Source organism: Anaerobiospirillum thomasii (genome assembly GCF_900445255.1).
In the GTDB taxonomy this organism is placed as follows: Bacteria; Pseudomonadota; Gammaproteobacteria; order Enterobacterales; family Succinivibrionaceae; genus Anaerobiospirillum_A; species Anaerobiospirillum_A thomasii.
Map to the genome: position 1 here is coordinate 821,211 of NZ_UAPU01000007.1, position 21,239 is coordinate 842,449.

At 43.5% G+C, this 21,239-nt stretch carries 17 protein-coding genes and 1 pseudogene; 9 read left to right on the forward strand and 9 right to left on the reverse strand.

Annotation, left to right across the window (positions count from 1 at the left end):
- Positions 1-2: 2 nt before the first annotated feature.
- The 4 genes from DRZ93_RS10785 to DRZ93_RS10800 form a co-directional block, all read right to left on the reverse strand.
- Complete coding sequence (locus DRZ93_RS10785) at positions 3-1,289, reverse strand: NUDIX hydrolase N-terminal domain-containing protein (RefSeq protein ID WP_113743627.1); 1,287 nt, start codon at positions 1,287-1,289, stop codon at positions 3-5.
- On the reverse strand, positions 1,270-2,028 hold the full coding sequence (gene tsaA, locus DRZ93_RS10790) for a tRNA (N6-threonylcarbamoyladenosine(37)-N6)-methyltransferase TrmO (RefSeq protein WP_245933801.1): 759 nt from the start codon (positions 2,026-2,028) through the stop codon (positions 1,270-1,272). Before tsaA ends, DRZ93_RS10785 begins: the two co-directional genes overlap by 20 nt.
- Positions 2,029-2,034: 6 nt before the next feature.
- Positions 2,035-2,379 carry an Rcs stress response system protein RcsF gene (gene rcsF / locus DRZ93_RS10795; RefSeq protein WP_113746588.1) on the reverse strand — a complete coding sequence of 115 codons (345 nt, stop codon included), beginning with the start codon at positions 2,377-2,379 and terminating at the stop codon, positions 2,035-2,037.
- Between the two features lie 102 nt (positions 2,380-2,481).
- The gene (locus DRZ93_RS10800) at positions 2,482-3,447 is read right to left on the reverse strand and encodes a lecithin retinol acyltransferase family protein (protein ID WP_113746589.1); all 966 of its coding nucleotides are present in this window, start codon (positions 3,445-3,447) and stop codon (positions 2,482-2,484) included.
- A 481-nt stretch (positions 3,448-3,928) separates the two neighbouring features.
- Between DRZ93_RS10800 and DRZ93_RS10805 the strand changes: the two genes are divergently transcribed.
- From DRZ93_RS10805 to DRZ93_RS14045, 8 genes and pseudogenes are all read left to right on the forward strand, one after another.
- Positions 3,929-4,732: a phosphate ABC transporter substrate-binding protein gene (locus tag DRZ93_RS10805; protein ID WP_113746590.1), complete on the forward strand. Its 804-nt coding sequence runs from the start codon at positions 3,929-3,931 to the stop codon at positions 4,730-4,732.
- Between the two features lie 62 nt (positions 4,733-4,794).
- Complete coding sequence (gene pstC / locus DRZ93_RS10810) at positions 4,795-5,676, forward strand: phosphate ABC transporter permease subunit PstC (protein ID WP_113743623.1); 882 nt, start codon at positions 4,795-4,797, stop codon at positions 5,674-5,676.
- The gene (gene pstA / locus DRZ93_RS10815; RefSeq protein WP_113743622.1) at positions 5,669-6,523 is read left to right on the forward strand and encodes a phosphate ABC transporter permease PstA; all 855 of its coding nucleotides are present in this window, start codon (positions 5,669-5,671) and stop codon (positions 6,521-6,523) included. Before pstC ends, pstA begins: the two co-directional genes overlap by 8 nt.
- A 16-nt stretch (positions 6,524-6,539) precedes the next feature.
- Positions 6,540-7,310, forward strand: a complete 771-nt coding sequence (gene pstB, locus DRZ93_RS10820; RefSeq protein WP_245933802.1) for a phosphate ABC transporter ATP-binding protein PstB — start codon at positions 6,540-6,542, stop codon at positions 7,308-7,310.
- A gap of 9 nt (positions 7,311-7,319) precedes the next feature.
- Positions 7,320-7,976 (forward strand): phosphate signaling complex protein PhoU, encoded by a 657-nt coding sequence (phoU, locus tag DRZ93_RS10825; protein ID WP_113743621.1) that lies wholly within the window; start codon positions 7,320-7,322, stop codon positions 7,974-7,976.
- A gap of 79 nt (positions 7,977-8,055) precedes the next feature.
- Complete coding sequence (locus tag DRZ93_RS10830) at positions 8,056-8,724, forward strand: winged helix-turn-helix domain-containing protein (protein WP_113743620.1); 669 nt, start codon at positions 8,056-8,058, stop codon at positions 8,722-8,724.
- Between the two features lie 975 nt (positions 8,725-9,699).
- Positions 9,700-9,930: pseudogene (locus DRZ93_RS14040) on the forward strand (histidine kinase dimerization/phospho-acceptor domain-containing protein); the annotation flags it as partial.
- A 15-nt stretch (positions 9,931-9,945) separates the two neighbouring features.
- Entirely contained in the window at positions 9,946-10,482 is a 537-nt protein-coding gene (locus DRZ93_RS14045) for a sensor histidine kinase (RefSeq protein ID WP_373854306.1), read from the forward strand.
- Between the two features lie 344 nt (positions 10,483-10,826).
- On the opposite strand, the gene DRZ93_RS10845 is transcribed toward DRZ93_RS14045, so the two are convergent.
- Both DRZ93_RS10845 and DRZ93_RS10850 read right to left on the reverse strand, forming a co-directional pair.
- Complete coding sequence (locus tag DRZ93_RS10845; RefSeq protein WP_113746593.1) at positions 10,827-12,272, reverse strand: sigma-54-dependent transcriptional regulator; 1,446 nt, start codon at positions 12,270-12,272, stop codon at positions 10,827-10,829.
- A 28-nt stretch (positions 12,273-12,300) separates the two neighbouring features.
- The gene (locus DRZ93_RS10850; RefSeq protein WP_113743616.1) at positions 12,301-13,329 is read right to left on the reverse strand and encodes a sensor histidine kinase; all 1,029 of its coding nucleotides are present in this window, start codon (positions 13,327-13,329) and stop codon (positions 12,301-12,303) included.
- A 214-nt stretch (positions 13,330-13,543) separates the two neighbouring features.
- On the opposite strand from DRZ93_RS10850, the gene DRZ93_RS10855 reads away from it, so the two are divergent.
- Positions 13,544-15,199, forward strand: coding sequence for a Na/Pi cotransporter family protein (locus DRZ93_RS10855; protein ID WP_172458204.1), 1,656 nt, complete (start codon positions 13,544-13,546; stop codon positions 15,197-15,199).
- 68 nt (positions 15,200-15,267) lie between these two features.
- On the opposite strand, the gene DRZ93_RS10860 is transcribed toward DRZ93_RS10855, so the two are convergent.
- The 3 genes from DRZ93_RS10860 to parE form a co-directional block, all read right to left on the reverse strand.
- A complete protein-coding gene (locus tag DRZ93_RS10860; protein WP_218564297.1) occupies positions 15,268-17,718 on the reverse strand; it encodes a glycogen/starch/alpha-glucan phosphorylase in 2,451 nt (816 codons plus the stop codon).
- A gap of 410 nt (positions 17,719-18,128) precedes the next feature.
- Positions 18,129-19,256, reverse strand: coding sequence for a flagellar biosynthesis protein FlhB (gene flhB, locus DRZ93_RS10865; protein ID WP_113746595.1), 1,128 nt, complete (start codon positions 19,254-19,256; stop codon positions 18,129-18,131).
- 11 nt (positions 19,257-19,267) lie between these two features.
- Entirely contained in the window at positions 19,268-21,187 is a 1,920-nt protein-coding gene (gene parE / locus DRZ93_RS10870; RefSeq protein ID WP_113746596.1) for a DNA topoisomerase IV subunit B, read from the reverse strand.
- Between the last annotated feature and the right edge of the window lie 52 nt (positions 21,188-21,239).

Below are 21,239 nucleotides of genomic sequence, written 5' to 3' on the forward strand. Positions count from 1 at the left end.
CTTTACTCCACTAATGCAATCCAGTTTTTGCTTTTGTATGCCTCAAAACACACAAGAAGCTGATCATATGAGGTAGTACCTGTTCTTAACCTGTCAACTGGCAGGTTTTCAAGAGAAAAATACCTGGCTGATTTGGTTTCTATATTTGGCTCAAACTTGCCTGATACCATCTCACACTGCAAAAAGATCTTCATTACACCACAGGCCAGATCAGGTTTATTGTGCAGCTTTCTGTCAAAGATAGCTATAAGACGTGAGACATAAACATTAAGTCCTGCCTCCTCAAGCACTTCTTTTACAGTATTCTGGGCAACTGACAGTGAACCCTCACACCAGCCACCTGGCAGTGAGAACAGGCCAGTGTTCTCCTCTACCAGTAATATTTCACCCTTTTCATTAAAGATGGCTGCTCTGGTATCAATCTTTGGAGTCCTGTAGCCAATATCAAAAGAGAGCTTTTCATTAATGCTGTTAAAATCATCATCAGTGTGGCAGGCTAAAATTTCAGCTGCAATCTCCCTAAGGCGCTCATAGCGCTCCTTGTCATACACATCCTTGCTGTAGGCAAGACCTGCACTTGCTATCTGATCAAGCTCCAGGGAGAGAGTAAACCATCTGTCCTGTTCAATAGTATATCTTTTAACTGCACTTAAAATCTCAAAAGGATTTGAAAAATAATAGCGGCAGCGCAGTCTTTCCTTCTGACAGTAGCCCCACAGCGCAAGACCAAAATCTACTCCTGCGTCATTTGCACACATAAGATCGGTATAGGCATCGCCTATAAATAAAATCTCATCAGGTCTGGCCCCGGTCAGCTCCATATAGTGCCAAAGAGAATCAGGATATGGTTTTGGTCGGGCAACATCATCTGCACAGACTGCTATATCAAAAAACTCTTTTATCACAGGCGGCATATAGTCACCTAAAATGCCCTGACCGTTTTTCTTTTTAACACGTGAGGTGACAATACCAAGTCTAAAGCCCATCTCCTTTAGACGGCGCAGCACTGAGAGCATACCATCATAGACAGAGGCTGTATGTTCTCTTTTGTATACCTCCTCAAGCCATCTTGAGTACATTTTCTCATGCATACTCTCAGGTATCTCAAGAGATAGCAGTGTCTGTTTGCCAGGTATGCCAAAAAAGCGCCCTAAACTCTCTACAGTCTCCTGTGTCTCTGGATAAAATTCTTTTAAAACCACATAAAGACCATGCATATTAGCCTCATGTGTATCAAATATAGTACCGTCAAGGTCAAAAATAATATGTTTATATGCTCTGCTGGCCATTTTCAATCCTTTTAATCTGTGTAACAGTCACACATTTAGAGCCTACTTTAAAGCGTATATCTAAATTCAAAACTATGGTCTGATATTCCCTTGCATCATCATCCCCCTTATAGGCAGGACGCGGATCCTGGGCTAAAATTTCTTTTAAAATCACAATTTCCCTGTCATTTAGCATATCTGTAGCACAGGCAAATTCCACATCCTTTAAAGGAGGAATGCTTGAGGCATAACCGCCTGTGGCATCTGATCTTATATCGACAAAAGGAATATAAGGCTTTATATCTATTATAGGAGTATTGTCAACAAGATCGGCCCCTGAGACTACAAGTGTGGTTTTACCGTTTACAACCTCAATCTTTAAGAGCCTGACCACACTAAGTCCTATACGAGACGGTCTGAAAGGTGAGCGGCTGGCAAAGACGCCCACATGGGTATTGCCCCCAAGGCGCGGCGGTCTTACTGTGGCCTTGAAGCGATCATAAGGCGCCCTGTCAAATAAAAACAGTACATGTATATGTGAAAAGCCTTCAAGGCCTTCAAAGGCGCGCGGATCACTGTAGGGAGGATAAAAATGTATGGTGGATATAACAGAGGGGCACAGTACCGGCTGCCGCGGTACTGCAAATTTCTGCGCAAAAGGGCTTTTAATATAGCCTATGACATCTATATGCATCATAGAGCCTGCTCTGTCATCAATAGCTACAGAGCGTATCTCATCTGTGTCCTGTGACAAATGCATAAGCTCCTATCTGATCTTGTCGCCTCTGATATAGGCCTGTCCATAACATGTAACAGATTTAAGGCATGAAGGACTGTCAGTTACAACCACGCATTTATTGAACACTATGGCATTGGCACCCATCCTGGCTGCCTTGATGCGGGCATCAGTTCTGGCATCGGCCTCATTGGCTATAAAATCACGCTCATCCGCCTGACAGGACAGACCGCTGACAGAGCCTAAAGCTTTGGAGTTGTATTTTAAAAGCTCGTCTTTATCCATAACATCAACAGCAGACGGGGTAAAATACTCTGCCACATTGTTAGGAGAGAGATTGGTATGAAATGAATAAGAAGAACACCCTGCCAGCATCGATGCTGCGACTATGCATAAAATATGTGCTTTCACATTAGACCTGCTATTTAATTATCACCTAAAACATTATAGCCATATTATGCAGATCTTTGATATAAGTTACGAGCTCTTAATTTTTTTCCTGATAATTTTTTTAACAGAGCTTTTGGCATAGGAGCTGACATTGGTAGCTCCGGCTACAGCCACACAGACACCAAGGGCTGTGGCTGCCGGCAGGCCTATGGTGGCAGCCACAGCGCCACCTGCCATGGCTCCTGCCTTTAGAGTTACCAGTGTGGCAGCTCCTGCAGATACATTTAATATTGCCTTATTGTCTGTAATTTTGCCAACCTGCTTTTTGGCAGTTCTGGCCACATCATTATCAAAGATGCCACTGTACACTCCGTCTTTTAACATATCATAGGTCTTAATCGCACCCTTTTGTACACTCTTTTTGTCAATTGATTTTACAAATTCCTTGGAGCTTGACAGTGAGTCTTTGACAACTGCCTTTATCTGTGGCATCAGGGGTGATTTTTCACTTTTTTGTGCCTCTTTGACATATAAAGCTTTAATTCTGCTCTCAAAGGACTGCACCTGCGCCTCATTGGCACAGTTTGAGGCAAGAGAACTGTCTATAAAGGAGCTTAGCGTCTTTACAAGCACATCAGATACAGGCACAAGCTTTAAAAGGCTGTGACCTTTGCCCTTAGATCCAAGATAGCCTAAAACAGCATCAGCTACAATGGCATACATATCCTGTACCTGATAGGATACAGCCTGACCTTCAATACACCAGTTTACAAAATGCTCGCAGTTGTTAAAGACAAGATTGTATCTATCTTCTCCAAGGCGGCTTAAAGCGCGCAATACACACTGACGTCTGTCATAAAGTCTGCTGTCATGCTCAACTAGCTCACAGCCTGACTCATTATCAGTAAAATCAGCAACTGTTACTATCTGCACTCCATGCTCCCTGTCATATTCAATGACAAAACCATTGCCCATATACAGACCATGATGTGTATATAAAAGACGCCTTGAGCACAGATGATCGCCTATATTAAATTGTTCGTGCTTTAACATATTATCCTTATTTATTCTAAAAGCCTTTTTCAAACTTTATATAGCAATTGTAAAGTATGCAGCAAAGATGGTATTTATATCGGATCTTTTTTTTGCATCTTTGTATATATATTATGTTAAGACATGGGGCCCTTTGCCCTCTTTTACCCATCTTTTGTTAAATCTTTTTAGTTTTTTATCACCACTGAGGGCTCGTTTGTGCCTGTTTGTCTTACAAAATATAACTTTTTTTTGCCTATATTAAATACTTTTTAACTTATGTAAAGCATAGGTAAAATTTTTAACGCTTTTAGAAAAACTTTGCGTTAAGGCTGTGTAAAGTTGACCCCAAAAATTTTAGTTTTTGCCTAAATTCTTTTAATTATCAATTCTTTAACCTGATTTACACCATTTTAATATTGAGCTAAAAGCTCTCTTACACATCCTTTTTACAATGAGCGCAACAAAAAAAACTTGTACAAAAAAATTTGGAGTTACAATCATGAAAAAGGTTTTTTTACCACTTTATGCAGCTTTATTCTTATCAGTTCCTTTTGCAGCACAGGCTGCTGACAAGAGTGTATCAACTGATGGCTCTACCTCAATGGAGAAAGTAATAGGCTCATTAGGCGAGGCCTTCTCACAGAAGAATAAAGACATATCATTTACCTACAACCCAACAGGCTCATCTGCAGGTATCAGTGCAGCTATGGAAGGCAGAGCCGACATCGGTCTTTCAAGCCGTGCCCTTAAAGATGATGAGTCACAGAAACTTGACTCAACCATTCTTGCCTATGACGGTATCGTAATTGTTGTTAACAAGAACAACAAGATTGACGACCTGTCCCTTGAGCAGGTAGGCAAGATATTCAGAGGGGAGATCAAAAACTGGAAGGAATTAGGCGGTCAGGACAAGGCTATTGTTCTTATCGGCCGTGAGGCAGGCTCTGGTACCCGTGACGGCTTTGAGAGCATCACCGAGACCAAGGGTCAGTGCAACTACCGTCAGGAGCTTACAGCAACTGGTGACGTTATCACCACTGTAGCCGGCAACGACAATGCCATCGGTTATGCTTCACTTGCCTCAAAGACCAAGAAGGTCAAGATCCTCAACATCGACGGTGTAAAGCCTGATCACGACACCATTGCCTCAGGTCAGTACAAGATTCAAAGACCATTTGTTATGGTAACTGCCAAGAACAAGAAGTTATCAGACAGCGCCAAGGCCTTTATTGACTACGCTATGAGCGAGGAAGGCCGCGCTATCTCTGTTAAAGCCGGTGTAATCCCTGCTTCAAACAAGTAATTATAAATTATTAAAACATCTGAAAAAGCCGCTGTTGTGCGGCTTTTCTTGAGAATAATACAATGCTAGCTTATAAAAAATCGCGCTTTAGAGTAGAGGATGTGGCAAGAATAATCTTTTTGCTGCTTGGTGTTTTAAATATTCTTTTTGTACTTATCATCTGCCTGTATCTTATCTACGCAGGCCTGCCGGCCATTGGCAAAATTGGTGTTATAGATTTTCTTTTCGGATCATCCTGGGACAGCTCAGCTGAAGTCCCTAGCTTTGGTATTCTGCCATTTATTCTAACTTCCATATACGGTACAGCAGGAGCTATTGTACTTGGTCTGCCAATTGGCTTTTTCTCAGCAGTATATATGGCCAAATGCGCCCCAAAGAAAGTACGCTCTACAGTTGAGCCTTTAATTGATCTGCTCTCAGGTATTCCTTCAGTAGTTTACGGTTTTATAGGCATGCTCTTTTTGGTGCCGCTTATAAAAGATATGTTCGATCTCGTGGATGGCGCTTCACTTTTTGCAGCAATCTTAGTTTTAACCATTATGATTCTGCCATCCATTATTAAAATTTCAATTACAGCACTTGAGGCCGTACCGCCTGAGTATGAGCAGGCATCCTTAGCCCTTGGTGCCAATCATATTGAGACCTGCTTTAAAGTTGTGGTCCCTGCAGCAAAAGACGGTATTGCCGCTGCCGTGGTTTTGGGCGTAGGTCGTGCCATTGGTGAGGCTATGGCTGTAATGATGGTTGCAGGTAACGTGGCCAATATGCCCTCACTGTTTGAATCAGTACGCTTCCTGACCACAGCTGTGGCATCTGAAATGGCCTATTCATCAGGCCTGCAAAGAGAGGCCCTCTTCTCCATCGCCCTGGTGCTCTTTGTCTTCATTCTCATGATTAATGCCTGTCTTAATCTGTTTTTAAAGCGCGGAACAAAACATGACTAACAATCATTTACAAAGAAATATCTACAGCATCTGCATGCAGACTTTTATGTATGCAAGTGCCCTGGCAACAGTAGCTCTGGTCTTCTTTTTAATCTTCTATATTCTGACCAATGCTCTGCCATACTTTTCAGTAGATCTGATTTTTGACAAGCCAAGCTATCTTGATGAGACCATAGGTCTTATGCCAGATATCTTAAATACACTGTACATTATCTTCACTACACTGCTTTTGGTGCTGCCTTTAGGTGTTGGCGCTGCCATCTATCTTAATGAGTATGCCTCATCTAAAAAGCTGGTGCGTGTGATTGAATATGCAATTGAAACCCTCTCTGGCATTCCTTCTATTATCTACGGTCTTGTAGGTATGCTGGTGTTTGTACAGTTTTTAGGTTTTGAGACATCACTTATCTCAGGTGCTCTTACGCTTATGATTATGTCTCTGCCAACTTTAATTAGAACCACACAGGAGAGTTTAAGAACTGTACCTAACAGTTACAGAGACGGTGCCTTTGGTCTTGGCGCCAACAAGTTTTATGTAATACGCACTGTGATTTTACCATCGTGCACCGACGGCATTGTCTCTGGCTGTATCCTGGCCACAGGCCGTATGCTTGGCGAGTCGGCAGCTCTGCTCTTTACAGCAGGTTTTGCCCACGCTCTAAACGGATACTTTGATGCCATAGGCTCATCAGGCGCCACCCTCTCAGTTGCTCTTTATGTCTATGCCAAAGAGCAGGGAGAATTTGAAGTGGCCTTTGTTATTGCAGCCATACTGCTTGTAATGTGTTTTTTAATCAATATGCTCTCAACCCTGCTTGGCAGAAGAATGGCAGCTAAAAAGTATTAATTAAAAAGAATTGTTAATGGAAAATAAGAACATGGATAGTATTTTTGAAGTAAAGGATTTTAATCTCTACTATGGCGAGGCTCATGCCCTGCACAATATCAACATGAATATCAAAAAGAATGCAGTAACTGCGCTCATTGGTCCATCAGGCTGCGGCAAGTCTACCTTTATCAAGACTTTAAACCGCATGAATGATCTTATCCCATCAGTACGCACCACTGGCAGCATACTCTACAAGGGGCAGGAAATTCTTGACAGCAGAATAGATGTTACAGAGCTGCGCACACAGGTTGGTATGGTGTTCCAAAAGCCAAATCCATTTGCCATGTCTGTTTATGACAATATTGCCTACGGTCCGCGCATTCACGGCATCAAGAAAAAATCAGAGCTTGATGAGATTGTTGAGACTTCATTAAAGGATGCAGCTATTTTTGATGAGTTAAAGGACAGATTAAAAAGCCCTGCCCTGTCACTCTCTGGCGGTCAGCAGCAGAGACTGTGCATTGCCCGTGCTCTTGCTGTAAAGCCTGATGTACTGCTTATGGATGAGCCAACCTCAGCTTTAGATCCAATCTCTACCTCCAAAATCGAGGATTTAACCGACAGATTAAAAGAGCGCTACAGTATTGTTATTGTAACGCACAATATGCAGCAGGCTTTGCGTATTGCCGATGACACCGCCTTCTTCTTACTTGGCGATCTTATTGAGTTCAACAGCACTGTCAACATCTTTGATCACCCTCAGGATAAGAGAACTGAAGACTATATTACAGGACGTTTTGGTTAGGAGGTTTTTATGCGTAACAAATATACAGCTCAGTTAAAGGCTTTAAACGATGCTCTTATTGATATGGGCAATATGTGTCAAAATGCCATATCTCTCTCCTGCCAGGCTTTAAGCTCAGGAGATCTGGAGCTTGCCAACAAGATTTTTGCCTCAGATGATATGGTAGACAAGCAAGAGCGCGACATTGAGAGCATGTGTCTGTCTCTTATATTACATCAGCAGCCTGTGGCCTCTGATCTGCATGCCATTTCAGCTGCCCTCAAGATGATTACCGATCTTGAAAGAATTGGCGATCATGCCTGTGATATTGCCGAGATTATGCTGCACAACAAATCAGGTACCCTGACTATGCTCCATGAAATTGAAAACATGGGATCATGTGTAGTAACCATGCTGCACACAGCTATTGAGGCCTATATCAAAAGAGATCTTGATATGGCAAGAGGTGTCTATGATCTTGATGATGAGGTTGACACCATGTTCTTTAATATCAAAGAGCATCTTATTGAAAAACTAAAGTCAGACAGTGCCAGCATTGGTCATGATGTCCTTGATGTGTTGATGGTTGCAAAATACCTTGAGCGCATAGGCGATCACGCCTGCAATGTTGCAGGCTGGGTGGTCTTTGCCATCACAGGTGAGCATAAGCATCAAAATCAGCCTTAGCCATAAAAAACAGACATGAAAATGTAACAATAGCTTTTTATGTCTGTTAAAATTAAAAAAAATGTAAGCGAGGATAAATATGATCTATTGTGTAGAGGATGATGCCAGCATACGTGAAATTGAAGTGTATACACTCCAGTCCATGGGCTTTGAGGCCAGAGGCTTTGAAAATGCCACCTCTTTTTTTTCAGCTCTTGATAAAGAACAGCTGCCTGATCTTATAGTACTTGATGTAATGCTGCCAGATCTTGACGGCATTGAGATTCTAAAGCGCATCAGAAAGAATCCTAAAACCAAAGATCTTCCTATAATCATGGCCACAGCCAAGGATGCTGAAATTGACAAGATTCAGGCTCTGGATCTTGGGGCTGATGACTATCTTGCCAAACCTTTTTCCATGATGGAGATGGTGGCAAGAGCCAAGGCAGTGCTGCGCCGCTATGTAAGAGAAGCTCCTCAGACACTGCAGATTGAAGGTTTGCATATTGATGAACTTAGCTACAGTGTCTCTATCAACAATAAAAACCTTGATCTGACTTTAAAAGAGTATGAACTGTTACTGCTTTTAATCAAACATCAGGGTCGTGTCTACTCACGCGATCAGATTTTAGATCAGATCTGGGGTACAGATTATGACGGCGAGAGCCGTACCGTAGATGTACACATCAGAACCCTCAGATCAAAATTAGGTCCTATGGACTATATTATAAAAACAGTACGAGGTGTCGGTTACAAAGCCGAGCTTTAAAAAAAGCCGCCTCATACAGGCCCTTTTATGAACAAAAAGATCTTCAAATCCATATTATTTGCAGCAGTGGCAGTAATGCTGCTGTGCATGTCCACCCTGATCCTCATTATGCACAATACCATTGTGCATAATGAGCAAAAAAGAATAGAAGGCTTTACCTCCTTTTTAAGCCATGTAGTCAATGCCGATGGTGAGGGCGTACTTGACAGCTTCTCTGGCAAGGAATATCGCATCACATTGATTGATGACAAGGGCGTGGTCATTTATGACAACAGACGCGATCCATCAAAGCTTGGCAATCACAGCTCCCGCTATGAATTTATACACGCCAAGGAAGGTGAGATTGTAAGCTCAAGCCGTCTGTCCCCATCATTTGATGTAAAGACCTATTATTTTGCCACACGCCTTAAAAACGGGCATGTGCTCAGAGTAGCCGAGAATCTGGACACACTATTGTCAGTCTCCTACGACCTGTTTGTATATTTTATAGTCATTATTGTAGCTTTAAGTATTATCTGTGCCATTGTGGCCCGCCATGTATCAAATCTTATTGTAAAACCTTTAAATGACATCAATATCAATGATCCTCTTGCCACAGATCTCTATGATGAGATAAAGCCTTTTGTCACCAGGATTGTCAAACAGCAAGAACAGATTGACGGTGTGATAAAAGAGCTTGAGAGGCGCAACAATGAATTTTTAATTATCACCAAATCCATGTCAGAGGGCCTGATCCTGCTTAACAAAGATGGCATCATCATCTCCATGAACAAGATGGCTCAAAAGATTTTCAATGTCTCTGATGAGTGTATAGGCACAAGCTTTTTGTCAGTGGATAAGGATAATTATGCACGCAATGTTTTTGTCTCTGGCAAGAAAATCAGCAGACGCAGTACTGAGTTTTCAAAGCTTGATCATGACTATCAGATCCACTTCAATCAGATTGTCATAGACGGATCTTTAAAGGGCTATGCCATGCTCATTATTGATGTCACTGACAAAAACCGCGCTCAAAGACAAAGACAGGAGTTTACAGCCAATGTCTCACATGAGCTTAAAACGCCTCTGCAGTCGATTATTGGCTATGCCGAGCTTATTGAAAACGGTATTGTCAAAGATTCAGACATTAAAACCTTTGCCGGCAAGATAAGAACACAGTCATCCCATCTTGTAACGCTGATTGAAGATATTATTTTTCTCTCGCGTCTTGATGAGGGACTGATGGTAAGCATTTTTGAAAATATCAGCATGTATAAAATCTGTCATGAGATTTTTGATGCACTATCACTCAAGGCGCAAAAGCGCAATATAAAACTTGAGCTTGAGGGCAATGATATTATCTTCAGTGCTGTCTATCGCTATATACATGAGGCCATATACAATCTTTGCGACAATGCCATCAAATACAACAAAGACGGCGGCTATGTCAAAGTTATCTTAAAAGAGCAGGAAAAGAAAATTATCATTACGGTCAAGGATTCAGGTCTTGGTATTCCGCCTGAGCATCAGGAGCGCATCTTTGAGCGCTTTTACCGTGTTGACAAGAGCCATTCACGCCAGACAGGCGGCACAGGTCTTGGTCTGTCTATTGTCAAACGTGTGGTGCTCTTTCACAAAGGCAAGATTAAACTCAAATCCTCAGATAAAGGCTGTGAATTTATTATCACCCTAAATCGCTCCCGCATTATGGATATGGTAAGAAAGAGCAAGGCACAGCAGGAGCTTGAAAAGGCAACTCTTGAAAACAAGGCTCTATAATACTCTAAAAGACAGTTAATTATATGCAGCTTTGCGCTGCATATAATTTTAATACCCTGTACATCATTACCATCTTTAAATAATCCTCTTTTATAGCATCACTCTTATATCCTGCATCCTTTATTGTCTCTTTGCTCAGGGCTGCAGTGCCCCGCTGCGCTACAGTTATGGGCAGATTAGGGATAAAGATCTTTAAGACTGTATAAAGCAAACTTTGTGCAAACATCAGGCTTTGATATATTTTTGCCTGTACCTTTGCCTTTTATGAGATAAAAAAAAGACACACATAAATGGAGAACACGTGTGTCTTTTCAGTCTAGTTCTTAAAGATAGAGTTAAATCGTTTAACCTGGAATAATCATGCCCTCATCGCGCATCTTGGCAATTTTATAGCGCAGAGTTCTTGGTGATATTCCAAGCTTGTCAGAGACAGCCTGTCTGTTGCCTCTAAATTCAATAAGTGCATCTAAAATGGCCTGAAATTCCTGCTGCTTTAAACTTCCACCTAGGTTTTCAGGTATTTTCTGATTGCGCAGTGCCTCATCGGCGCTGTTAAAATTAGCTGAGCTAAGATCAGATCCTCTGCTGTCATTGTCAAAGGTCTGAACCTGTCTTATATCAAGCTTCTCAAGAGCTGCTGTAGCGGCATCTATATCCTCAAGGGCTACAGACTCATCTAATATAAGAGCATTTTCATCAACTATGTCATTAGATAAAATCAGAGCACGCTGCATGACATTGTCAAGCTCGCGCACGTTGCCAGGCCAGCTGTAGGCCATCAGTTTGGCCATTGCCTGACGGCTGAGCTCTGGTATGGCTCTTTGGGCATCTGTGGCATGACGCTGTAAAAAGAATTTAGCTATAGGCACAATATCCAAAGGTCTTTTGCAAAGAGGCAGCCAGCGCAGTGGGAAAACATTGAGACGATAGTACAAATCTTCCCTGAATTTATTCTCGGCTACAGCCTGTTTTAAATCTCTGTTTGATGTGGCAATAACTCTGACATCAAGGGCTATGGTCTTGCGTGAGCCTAGTCTTTCGACCTCTTTTTCTTGCAGTACGCGCAAAAGTTTAGCCTGCAGACTCAAGTCCATCTCGGTTATTTCATCAAGCAGTATGGTTCCCCCCTGAGCCTGCTCAAATTTACCAGGACAGGCCTGAACTGCTCCTGTAAAGGCACCCTTTTCATAACCAAAGAGTGTAGATTCAAGCATAGTGTCCGGAATGGCGGCACAGTTTATAGCTATAAATGGACCTGAGGCACGCTCTGAGTGATCATGTACATAGCGTGATAATACTTCTTTTCCTGATCCTGAAGGTCCTGTAATCATAACAGTGGCATCTGTGGCTGCCACCTTAAGAGCCAGCTGCAGCAGATTCTCAGTTGAAGGATCTGCAAAGACAGGCTCTCTTTTAACCACACGGTTGACAGGTACATAGCGTGACACCTGATTTAATAAAACCTCAGGTGCAAAAGGTTTAGCCAGATAGTCGATGGCGCCGTCACGCATGGCGGTCACTGCTCCGTCGATATTGGCATATGCTGTCATTAAAAGTACAGGCAGCTGTGGATATTTTTCACTGATGGAGCGTAAAAGAGTATGTCCGTCCATACCGCCCATCTGAATATCAGAGATAACCATATCGATCTTATGTGATCGCAGAAGCTCCAGGGCATCCTCACCTGAAGGAGCCTCTATACAGGCATAACCTGTAAGCATCAGCGTATCGACTATGGCCTCGCGTAACTGATTGTCATCATCTACTACAAGGATCTGACTCTGATTCATATTATTATATCCTTATCTAACCTGTCTCTTATGCTACGTTCTTGCTGTCTGTCAGCGCGTTACTGGGATGGGTTATGGTTTCATAAGTTGGTATCTCAATGGTGAAGATAGTATCGTATACATCACCTGAACTTAGAATTACTCTGCCCTGATGCACCTTAGCCACGGCTGAAACCACAGCCAGACCCAAGCCTGTGCCATTGCTCTTTGAGGTAAAGAATGGCTCAAAGATCTGCTTGGCCACTTCATCAGGAATTGATGGGCCGTCATTGGCCACACTAAAGTAAATCTTGCTGTCATCTTTTTTCAATGACACCAGAACATTCTTGGCACCTGCCTCAACGGCATTGGCCACTAAATTGGATATGGCACCGCATAAGGCCACGTGATTGGCCAGTATGGTCATAGGTCTGTCACCTATGTCAGTGTGCAGTGTGGCATTGGTTCTTGCCAGAATTGATACGACATTGGAGCAGGCCTGCTCAATGACATCAACAGCATCAATTTTAGATACAGTCTGCTCACCGCTTCTTGCAAACATTAAAATATCATTGACCTGTGACTCTAAAGCCTCAAGGCGTGACATAAGTTTTTTCTGAAATAAGGTGCGGGCACTAGTTTGCAGCTTGGCATTGCCAAGATTTGCAGCATAGAGCATGGCTGCAGATAATGGGGTTCTTATCTGATGAGCAAGAGAGGCTGCCATTTTACCTAATGAGGATAATCTCTCCATATGTGAAATCTTATCCTGCAGTACACGTGTCTCTGTAAGATCTGTCATCTGTACCAGCTGTCCTTTAGTCAATGGCACAGTAGTTACAGATACTCTCTTGCCGTCACGGGTCGAGATTTCATGTCCATCATCGGCACGTGGCTTGAAAACCTCGGCAATAACCTCAATCCAGCGGCGACCCTCAAGGCGCTCCTCACACAGAAGGTTCAAAGCTCCGTTATTGGCTCTTTTGATCATGCCGCGTTCATCAAGCACAATAATAGCTGAAGGTATTTTTTCAAATACATCAGCCATGAGCTTGGCATCATTCTCATCAATAAGCATATTGCTCTCCCCATTTTATTTTTACACCTTCTTTCAAAAACCATGCCACATGGTGTAATTTATTGATATTTAACTATATTTTTTAGATTTTAATTTTTGTCATAGATATCAAAACGATACATGTCAATTTTTTAACATGCAAATCGCAACTTTTACATGCACAGCTTTATGACCCTTGCTTTATATGCCACAATCTAAAAAAGGAAGGTGTGCCATGCATGTTATCTTAAATCTGCTCTCTGGCGTTGCGCTCTTGGCCTTTGCCATACATGTCACCAAAAAAGGTGTGTTAAGAGCCTTTGGCTATAATATAAATGCAAGTATCAAAAGAGCTCTTGACTCAAGACTCTGGCCTCTGCGTGCCATGCTCTCTGGTGTCTTTACCACTTTTTTAGTCCAAAGCTCCAATGCCACAGCCCTTTTAGTCTCATCCTTTCTCTCAAAAGGCCTGATAAGCCTCAGCCCTGCTCTTGTGATAATGCTTGGGGCCGATCTGGGCACGGCCCTTATTGCCCGTGTGCTGACCCTTGATATATCTGTTATTCAGCCTGTCTTTTTGCTAACTGGCTCCTTTTTTTATCTCTACAGCAAAAAGACCCTGTCGGGGCGTATAGGTTTTATTCTTATTGGTCTAGGTCTTATTCTGCTCTCATTAAGTCTTATCATGGAGGCTGCCCGCCCTGTTCTTGAAAATGAGGCTACTAAAACCATACTGCAGACTGTAAATGGCATACTGCCGGCTGCCTTTATCTTTGGAGCTGTACTTGCCATAATCTGCTATTCATCTCTTGCCGCCGTGATTCTGACAGCGCTTAGTGCCTCAAGCGGCATACTTGATCTGCACACAGCACTTATTGTAGTCGTTGGTGCCAATTTAGGCTCCTGTGTACTTGAGATAATAGGCTCTATAAGCTGTGGTGTGCAGGCCAAGCGCGTCATGCTTGGCAATACCATGTTCAAAACCACCATAACTCTGACTCTGCTGCCTTTTCTTGAGAGTGTGTCAGGCTACATGATCCTTTTAGATTCGACCATGGATGCCATCTTATGGTTTCATGTGCTCTTTAATCTTTGTGTCTGTGTACTGCTTATGCCTTTTGTCTCAATCTATGCCAGGCTGCTGCAGTACATTCTGCCAGATCCCAAAGATACACATGATATTAAAAAGCCAAAATATCTTGATAGCGCTGCTCTTGAGACCCCATCTCTTGCCATATCCAATGCCATACGCGAGACCATACGTCTTGGCGGCTATCTGCACGAAATGCTCTATCTGCTCTCACAGAGTATTGAGAGCAAGCAGGAGATGCATCTTAGCGCTTCTGAAAAATCAAAACATATTGAGGCTCTTGGCAATGAGATTAAAAAATATATAAATGATATTGAATTTGAAAATGACGAGCATCTGACTTTAAAGTGGCATCAGACGCTAGCTAGCGTCATACACTGCATGCAGGCCAGTGAAATCATACTGCGCACCATAATTGAAGTTGAGCAGTTAAATGCAAATCCACAAGATAGCATACCGCAGTGCTCACGCTCTGATCTGCTATCTCTTACCCATGTGTTAAATGAAGATCTTTCCTTTGCGCTCAATGCCTTTATGACAGGCAGCAAGGAGGATGAGGCCATGGTTATGCTGCGCCGAGAGGAGTACAAGGCCTTAATTGAAAAATACTCTTTATCCCAGCTTACCTTTTTAACACACAACAGCTCAAGCTCTGCCGATATCTCGGCCTTTGTCATGATGCTGCTCTCACAGCTGCGTCAGCTTGACAATGTCTTTTGCTCCATAGCTGTCTCAGGCTTTGCAAGAAAAACCTTCAAACATCATTTTGACACTAAGACTCTTGATAACAAAAAACCATAAAAAATGCAGGTTGTATAACCTGCACCTTTTTACAATATATGACAGGAGGTCATGCCTCCTGCTGTAGATTACTTGACGCCTGTAATTACATCAATTGACTTGATGTTCCATACATTGTTTACATAATCCTGAATAGATCTGTCAGAGCTGAATTTACCCATGGTAGCTGAATTTATAATAGCGGCACGGGCCCAGGCCTTCTGATCTTTGTAAAGCTCCTGAGCTCTCTCATGAGCCTGTACATATGAGGCAAAGTCAGCAAGAACCAGGAATGGATCGCCGCCGTCAAGCAGTGATCTCTTGATAGATGACAGAGCACCAGGATTATTTGGTGTGAAGTAGTCAGTATCAAGCCAGTCAAGCACAGCCTTAAGATCAGGATTTGAATTGTAGTAATCCCATGAATTGTAGCCGCGGCTCTTGAGATCCTGAACTTCCTGTACAGAAAGACCGAAGATAAAGTTGTTCTCAACTCCAGCCTCTTCAACAATCTCAATATTGGCACCATCCATAGTACCTAAGGTAAGAGCTCCGTTCATGGAGAACTTCATGTTTGAAGTACCAGATGCCTCATAACCTGCAGTTGAAATCTGCTCTGAGATATCGGCAGCAGGAATAATGACCTCAGCTAAGGAGACACGGTAGTTTGGTAGGAAGACTACCTTGATCTGATTGGCAATGCGGTGATCATTGTTGATTCTCTCACCTACAGCATTGATTGCATAAATAATATCCTTGGCAAGTGAATAGGCAGGAGCTGCCTTGGCACCGAAGATAAAGGTCTGTGGCACAATCTTAAGCTGTGGGTTTGCAAGCAGCTGTCTGTACAGATAGAGAATATAGAGCAGATTCAAATGCTGTCTCTTGTACTCATGCAGACGTTTTACCTGCACATCAAACATAGATCTTGGGTTGACATCAATTGAGGTTAACTGCTTAATCTTGGTGGCAAGAGCTTCCTTGTTGGCAAGCTTTACCTGCATAAAGCGCTTCTGGAAAGCCTCATCATCGGCATAGTCAGCCATCTTGCGGCACAGCTCAAGCTTAAGCGGCCAGTCCTTGCCTGAAACCTCGTTGTAGAGCTCGGCAAGACCCTTGTTGCAGGCGAGAAGCCAGCGGCGTGGAGTTACACCGTTGGTTACGTTGCAGAACTTGTTTGGCCACAGCTGAGCAAACTCTGGGAAAAGATTTTCCTTTACAAGCTTGGAGTGAATTGCAGCCACGCCATTGACACGTGATGAGGTGATAACAGCAAGGTGGGCCATTCTGATCTGACGGCATGGACCTTCCTCAATGATTGAGAGCTTGGCCTTGATGTCGTCACGGCCAGGCCAGCGGGCCTCAACTTCACCGTTTAGGAATCTGTAGTTGATCTCATAGATGATCTCAAGGTGACGTGGCAGTAATCTTTCAAACAGATATACAGGCCATTTCTCAAGAGCCTCTGGCAGCAGAGTGTGATTGGTATAGGCAAAGCACTGCTGTACAATGCTCCAGGCCACATCCCACGATACACCCTCTTCATCAACTAAAAGACGCATCAGTTCAGGAATGGCAACTACAGGGTGGGTGTCATTGAGCTGAACAATGTTCTTGGCGGCAAATTTGCCATAGTCATGGTGATGGGCGCGGTTGTAGCGGCGCAGAATATCACGCAGTGAGCAGGCGCAGAAGAAGTACTGCTGAGTTAAACGCAGCATCTTGCCAGCTTCGGTTGAATCATTTGGATATAAAACCTTGGAGATGGCTTCTGCTGATGCCTTTTCCTCCTGGGCATCCACATAGCCGCCTGCATTGAATACGTCCCAGTTGAATGACTCGGTGGCACGTGATTCCCAAAGACGCAGTACAGTGATGGATGAACCTCTAAAGCCAACTACAGGAATATCCCAAGGCACTCCTTTGATAACGTGGGCAGGGTGCCATACCTTGCGCATGGCGCCATCTGGAGCCTGCTGCTCCTCGACATAACCGCCAATTGGCACATTCTGTACAGACTCAGGACGGCAGACCTCCCAAGGACAGCCATACTCACGCCATGAATCAGGACGCTCAACCTGACGGCCCTCTCGGATTTCCTGACGGAACAGACCGTTCTCATAGTGAATACCATAGCCTACAGATGGGTAGTTTAAAGTAGCCAGAGAATCGATAAAGCAGGCAGCAAGACGGCCAAGACCGCCGTTGCCTAAAGCCATGTCTGGCTCCTCATCACAGATCTCATTGATATCCTTGCCAAGAGCTGCAAGTGCATCCTTGATTCTCTCGTAGAGATCTAAATTGCAAAGATTGTTTACAGTCAGACGACCCATGAGAAATTCTGCTGACAGATAGTGTACAGCACGTGAATCCTTCTGGGCATTGGTGTACTGTGTCTGAGTCAGTCTTTCAAAGATAAACTCATTGATGGTGGCAACCACTGCCTGCCACCAGGCAAGCTTGGAGGCCTTTTGTGTTGAAGTACCGATGGAGGTGTGCAGATGATGCACAATGCGATCCTTTAACTCCTCCACACTCATAGTAATGCCTGAGGCAAAACTTGCAGAATCCTGAGTCTTGACTTCTTCTTTTACCACTGCTGTTTTTACTGTATTTGCACCTGTACTTACATTTTTACTTGCTGTATGTTTTCTAAATTTAGCGCTGTTATTGGTAGCCATTGATTACTCCTGAACTTAGAGAGTGTTATATTAAATCTGCAGGTAATACTTTTGAGTCTACCCTGACATAGACAGTTTTTTATTGTAATACAATTGTTGATAATTATCTTTTTAATTTGCTTATTTATCTTATTTATCTTATTTATGCTTATTTTTTTCTCCCCTTTTGTGCATCAGGTTAAATAAATGAGACACAGATTGCATCTTTATAAAATGCATGTGCATTTTTAGTTAAACCTGATGCTCTGCGATTTTTTTAAGGTTAGAACCTAGAATCTAAGCTCATCTGGAATTGGCAGATCAGGATCAAGATCGCGCGGACGGTTAGGGGTTTTACCCTCTTTAAAGGCTTTGTTGCCAATAACAAAGGCCAAAACCTGAGCCACGGCTTTGAACAGACCGTTGGGAATTTCCTTGTCAAGCTCTGTTGTATAGTAGATAGAGCGGGCTAAAGGCGGCAGCTGCAGAACAGGCACATCTGTCTCATAGGCAATTTCCTTGATTTTATTGGCCACCTCATCTACACCTTTGGCCACAACAATAGGGGCAGTGCTGCCCTCTGGATCATAGGATAAAGCCACAGCATAGTGCGTAGGATTGGTTACCACCACATCTGCTGTTGGTACATTCTGCATCATACGGCGGGCTGCCATCTGATACTGCATCTGACGGATTTTGGATTTGATCTGCGGATTACCTTCCTGCTCTTTAAACTCATCTTTAACTTCCTGCTTGGACATGCGCAGCTCTTTTTTATAGTTCCAGATCTGAAAAGGCACGTCGATAAGCACAATAGGCACCATGGCCATAACAATAATAAGCATGAGCTTATAGAGTATGAATATAGCCTTGCCAATGGCACTCATAGGATCGATAAAGCTTAAATTGAGGATCTGCTGCACCTGCCCCTTGAGCACAAAGTAGCAGAACAGGCCTATAAAGGTAACCTTGGCTATACTTTTGACAAGCTCAACTAATGAGTTGGCACTGAAAATTCTTTTGATGCCGCTCAAAGGATTTAACTTTGAGAATTTTGGCATCATAGCCTCCTGCGAAAAGTTCATGCCGCCAAGCATGATGGAGCCTATGATGGCAAAGAGCATCATTATAAAGGTGACGGCCAGAAGAGGCATGGCAATAAAGACAAGATCCTGCACAAAGATACGTGCCATCTCATCTTCTGTAAAAACCTGATCGCGGCTTAGAGTAAAGGATGTAAGCATTACATCACGCATACCCACAGCCAGATAGCCCGACATGGCCCATAAAGCCAGGACTCCAGATAAGAGTACGAACAGCGTGGCAGCCTCCCTTGAGCGGGGAACCTGACCACGCTTACGCGCGTCAGATATCTTTTTGTCGGTCGGTTGTTCTGTCTTCTCTGCTCCGTCAGACATTTAAGGCCTCTTTAATCAAGCATTTCTGCTTTGTCGCCATTGCTCTCAAGCCAGCATCTTCTGTCACCGGCTCTTTTTTTAGATAATAGCATATCCATAAGCGCAAAAGTACTCTGTGCACTCTCATCTGTCAAAGTCAGCTGCATAAGACGGCGTGACTGAGGCGAGAGTGTAGTCTCTCTTAACTGCTCAGGATTCATCTCACCTAAACCCTTAAAGCGCTGAATCTTGATATTCTCAAGCTTGTAGCCACGCTTTAAAAACTGCTTCTGTTTAAGCGCCAGCTCCTCATCATCAAGGGCATATTCTTTGACCTTGCCGCAGTCAAGACGATACAGAGGCGGACAGGCCACATAAACATGGCCCTCACGTACAAGGGTGGTAAAGTGTTTTACAAAAAGTGCGCACAGCAGCGTGCCAATGTGCAGACCATCAGAGTCGGCATCGGCTAAAATACAGATTTTATTGTAGCGCAGAGTACTAAGATCATCACTGTCAGGTTCAAGCCCCATAGCCACAGATATGGCTCTTATCTCCTCTGAGGCAAGAGCTGATGAGGCACTGACCTCCCAGGTATTTAAAATTTTGCCACGCAGAGGCAAAATGGCCTGAAATGAGGCATCACGGGCCTGACGGGCCGAGCCGCCTGCCGAATCTCCCTCTACAATAAAAAGCTCGCCGCGTTTTGGATCGGTTGAGGTGCAGTCAACAAGCTTGCCAGGCAGAGCAGGACCGCGCACAATCTTTTTACGCTCTACAACCTTGGCGCTGGCCTCTCTTTCACGGGCAGCCTGTATCACCATACTGGCCAGATTGCGTCCCACCTCGGCATTGGCATTTAAATACAGTGAAAAACGATCCTTGACTATACCCTCAACTAAAGAGGCGCAGTGACGTGAGGATAATTTTTCCTTGGTCTGTCCTGCAAACTGTGGATCGCGTATTTTAACAGCCACTATATATGAACAGCGTGACCAGATATCATCAGCTGTAAGCTTTAAATTGCGCGGCAGCATATTGTGCAGCTCGCAAAACTCACGTATGGCATATAAAAGACCTGATCTGAAGCCGTTGACATGGGTGCCGCCCAGAGCTGTAGGAATTAAGTTTACAAATGACTCGCCCAGAGCCTTGTCACCGCGGCCCTCCATCTCCCAGGTTACAGCAAAGGCAACTTCATATTCCTCATCACACACATTGTCATAAAAAGGAGGATTGGGCTCTATCACTCTGTTTTGTGAATGGGCCTTGAGATAATCAGAGAGGGTACCTGTAAAGCACCAGTGATCAGAGTCATCCTCATCCTGCTTATTGACATAGTTGACCACAAGACCTGAGCATAATACAGCCTTGGCTTTTAAAAGATGTTTTAAAGCCTTTAAATCAAAGTCAGGATCATCAAAATAGCTATCATCTGGTATAAATCTTACTGATGAGCCATGATTTTTTTTAGCGCAACTGCCTATCTCATGCAGATCCACAACCTTGTTGCCACCGGCATAGGCTATTTCATAAACCACTCCCTCGCGCTGTACCCTGGCTATAAGAGATTTGGACAGAGCATTGACCACAGACACGCCCACACCATGCAGACCGCCTGAAAAGGCATAGCTGTCTGATGAGAATTTGCCTCCTGCATGCAGACGTCCAAAAATAAGCTCAATTGAAGGCACTCCCTCTTTTGGATGTATATCAACAGGCATGCCGCGTCCATTGTCTATAACCTCAATGGAGCCATCCTCATGCATTATTACATCAATCTGTGTGGCAAAACCAGCCAGCGCCTCGTCTACAGCGTTATCTATAACCTCCATGGCCAGATGATTGGGATTTTGTGTATCTGTATACATGCCAGGACGTCTGCGTACTGGCTCTAAACCTTCTAAAACCTCAATGGAGGCACCTGTATATTCCTGAATATTTTCTGACATATCTGATTCTTATTACTATTACTGGCTGCAGCTTTATGTATATTTATCTTCG

Bases quoted from the DNA above. Each gene is read 5' to 3' on its own strand.
- DRZ93_RS10785 (WP_113743627.1), bottom strand. From the start codon at position 1,289: ATGGCCAGCAGAGCATATAAACATATTATTTTTGACCTTGACGGTACT.
- DRZ93_RS14045 (WP_373854306.1), top strand. From the start codon at position 9,946: ATGGTAAGCATTTTTGAAAATATCAGCATGTATAAAATCTGTCATGAG.
- DRZ93_RS10855 (WP_172458204.1), top strand. From the start codon at position 13,544: ATGCATGTTATCTTAAATCTGCTCTCTGGCGTTGCGCTCTTGGCCTTT.
- DRZ93_RS10850 (WP_113743616.1), bottom strand. From the start codon at position 13,329: ATGCTTATTGATGAGAATGATGCCAAGCTCATGGCTGATGTATTTGAA.
- tsaA (WP_245933801.1), bottom strand. From the start codon at position 2,028: ATGCATTTGTCACAGGACACAGATGAGATACGCTCTGTAGCTATTGAT.
- DRZ93_RS10805 (WP_113746590.1), top strand. From the start codon at position 3,929: ATGAAAAAGGTTTTTTTACCACTTTATGCAGCTTTATTCTTATCAGTT.
- DRZ93_RS10800 (WP_113746589.1), bottom strand. From the start codon at position 3,447: ATGTTAAAGCACGAACAATTTAATATAGGCGATCATCTGTGCTCAAGG.
- pstA (WP_113743622.1), top strand. From the start codon at position 5,669: ATGACTAACAATCATTTACAAAGAAATATCTACAGCATCTGCATGCAG.
- pstC (WP_113743623.1), top strand. From the start codon at position 4,795: ATGCTAGCTTATAAAAAATCGCGCTTTAGAGTAGAGGATGTGGCAAGA.
- phoU (WP_113743621.1), top strand. From the start codon at position 7,320: ATGCGTAACAAATATACAGCTCAGTTAAAGGCTTTAAACGATGCTCTT.
- rcsF (WP_113746588.1), bottom strand. From the start codon at position 2,379: ATGCTGGCAGGGTGTTCTTCTTATTCATTTCATACCAATCTCTCTCCT.
- flhB (WP_113746595.1), bottom strand. From the start codon at position 19,256: ATGTCTGACGGAGCAGAGAAGACAGAACAACCGACCGACAAAAAGATA.
- DRZ93_RS10830 (WP_113743620.1), top strand. From the start codon at position 8,056: ATGATCTATTGTGTAGAGGATGATGCCAGCATACGTGAAATTGAAGTG.
- DRZ93_RS10845 (WP_113746593.1), bottom strand. From the start codon at position 12,272: ATGAATCAGAGTCAGATCCTTGTAGTAGATGATGACAATCAGTTACGC.
- parE (WP_113746596.1), bottom strand. From the start codon at position 21,187: ATGTCAGAAAATATTCAGGAATATACAGGTGCCTCCATTGAGGTTTTA.
- pstB (WP_245933802.1), top strand. From the start codon at position 6,540: ATGGAAAATAAGAACATGGATAGTATTTTTGAAGTAAAGGATTTTAAT.
- DRZ93_RS10860 (WP_218564297.1), bottom strand. From the start codon at position 17,718: ATGAGTGTGGAGGAGTTAAAGGATCGCATTGTGCATCATCTGCACACC.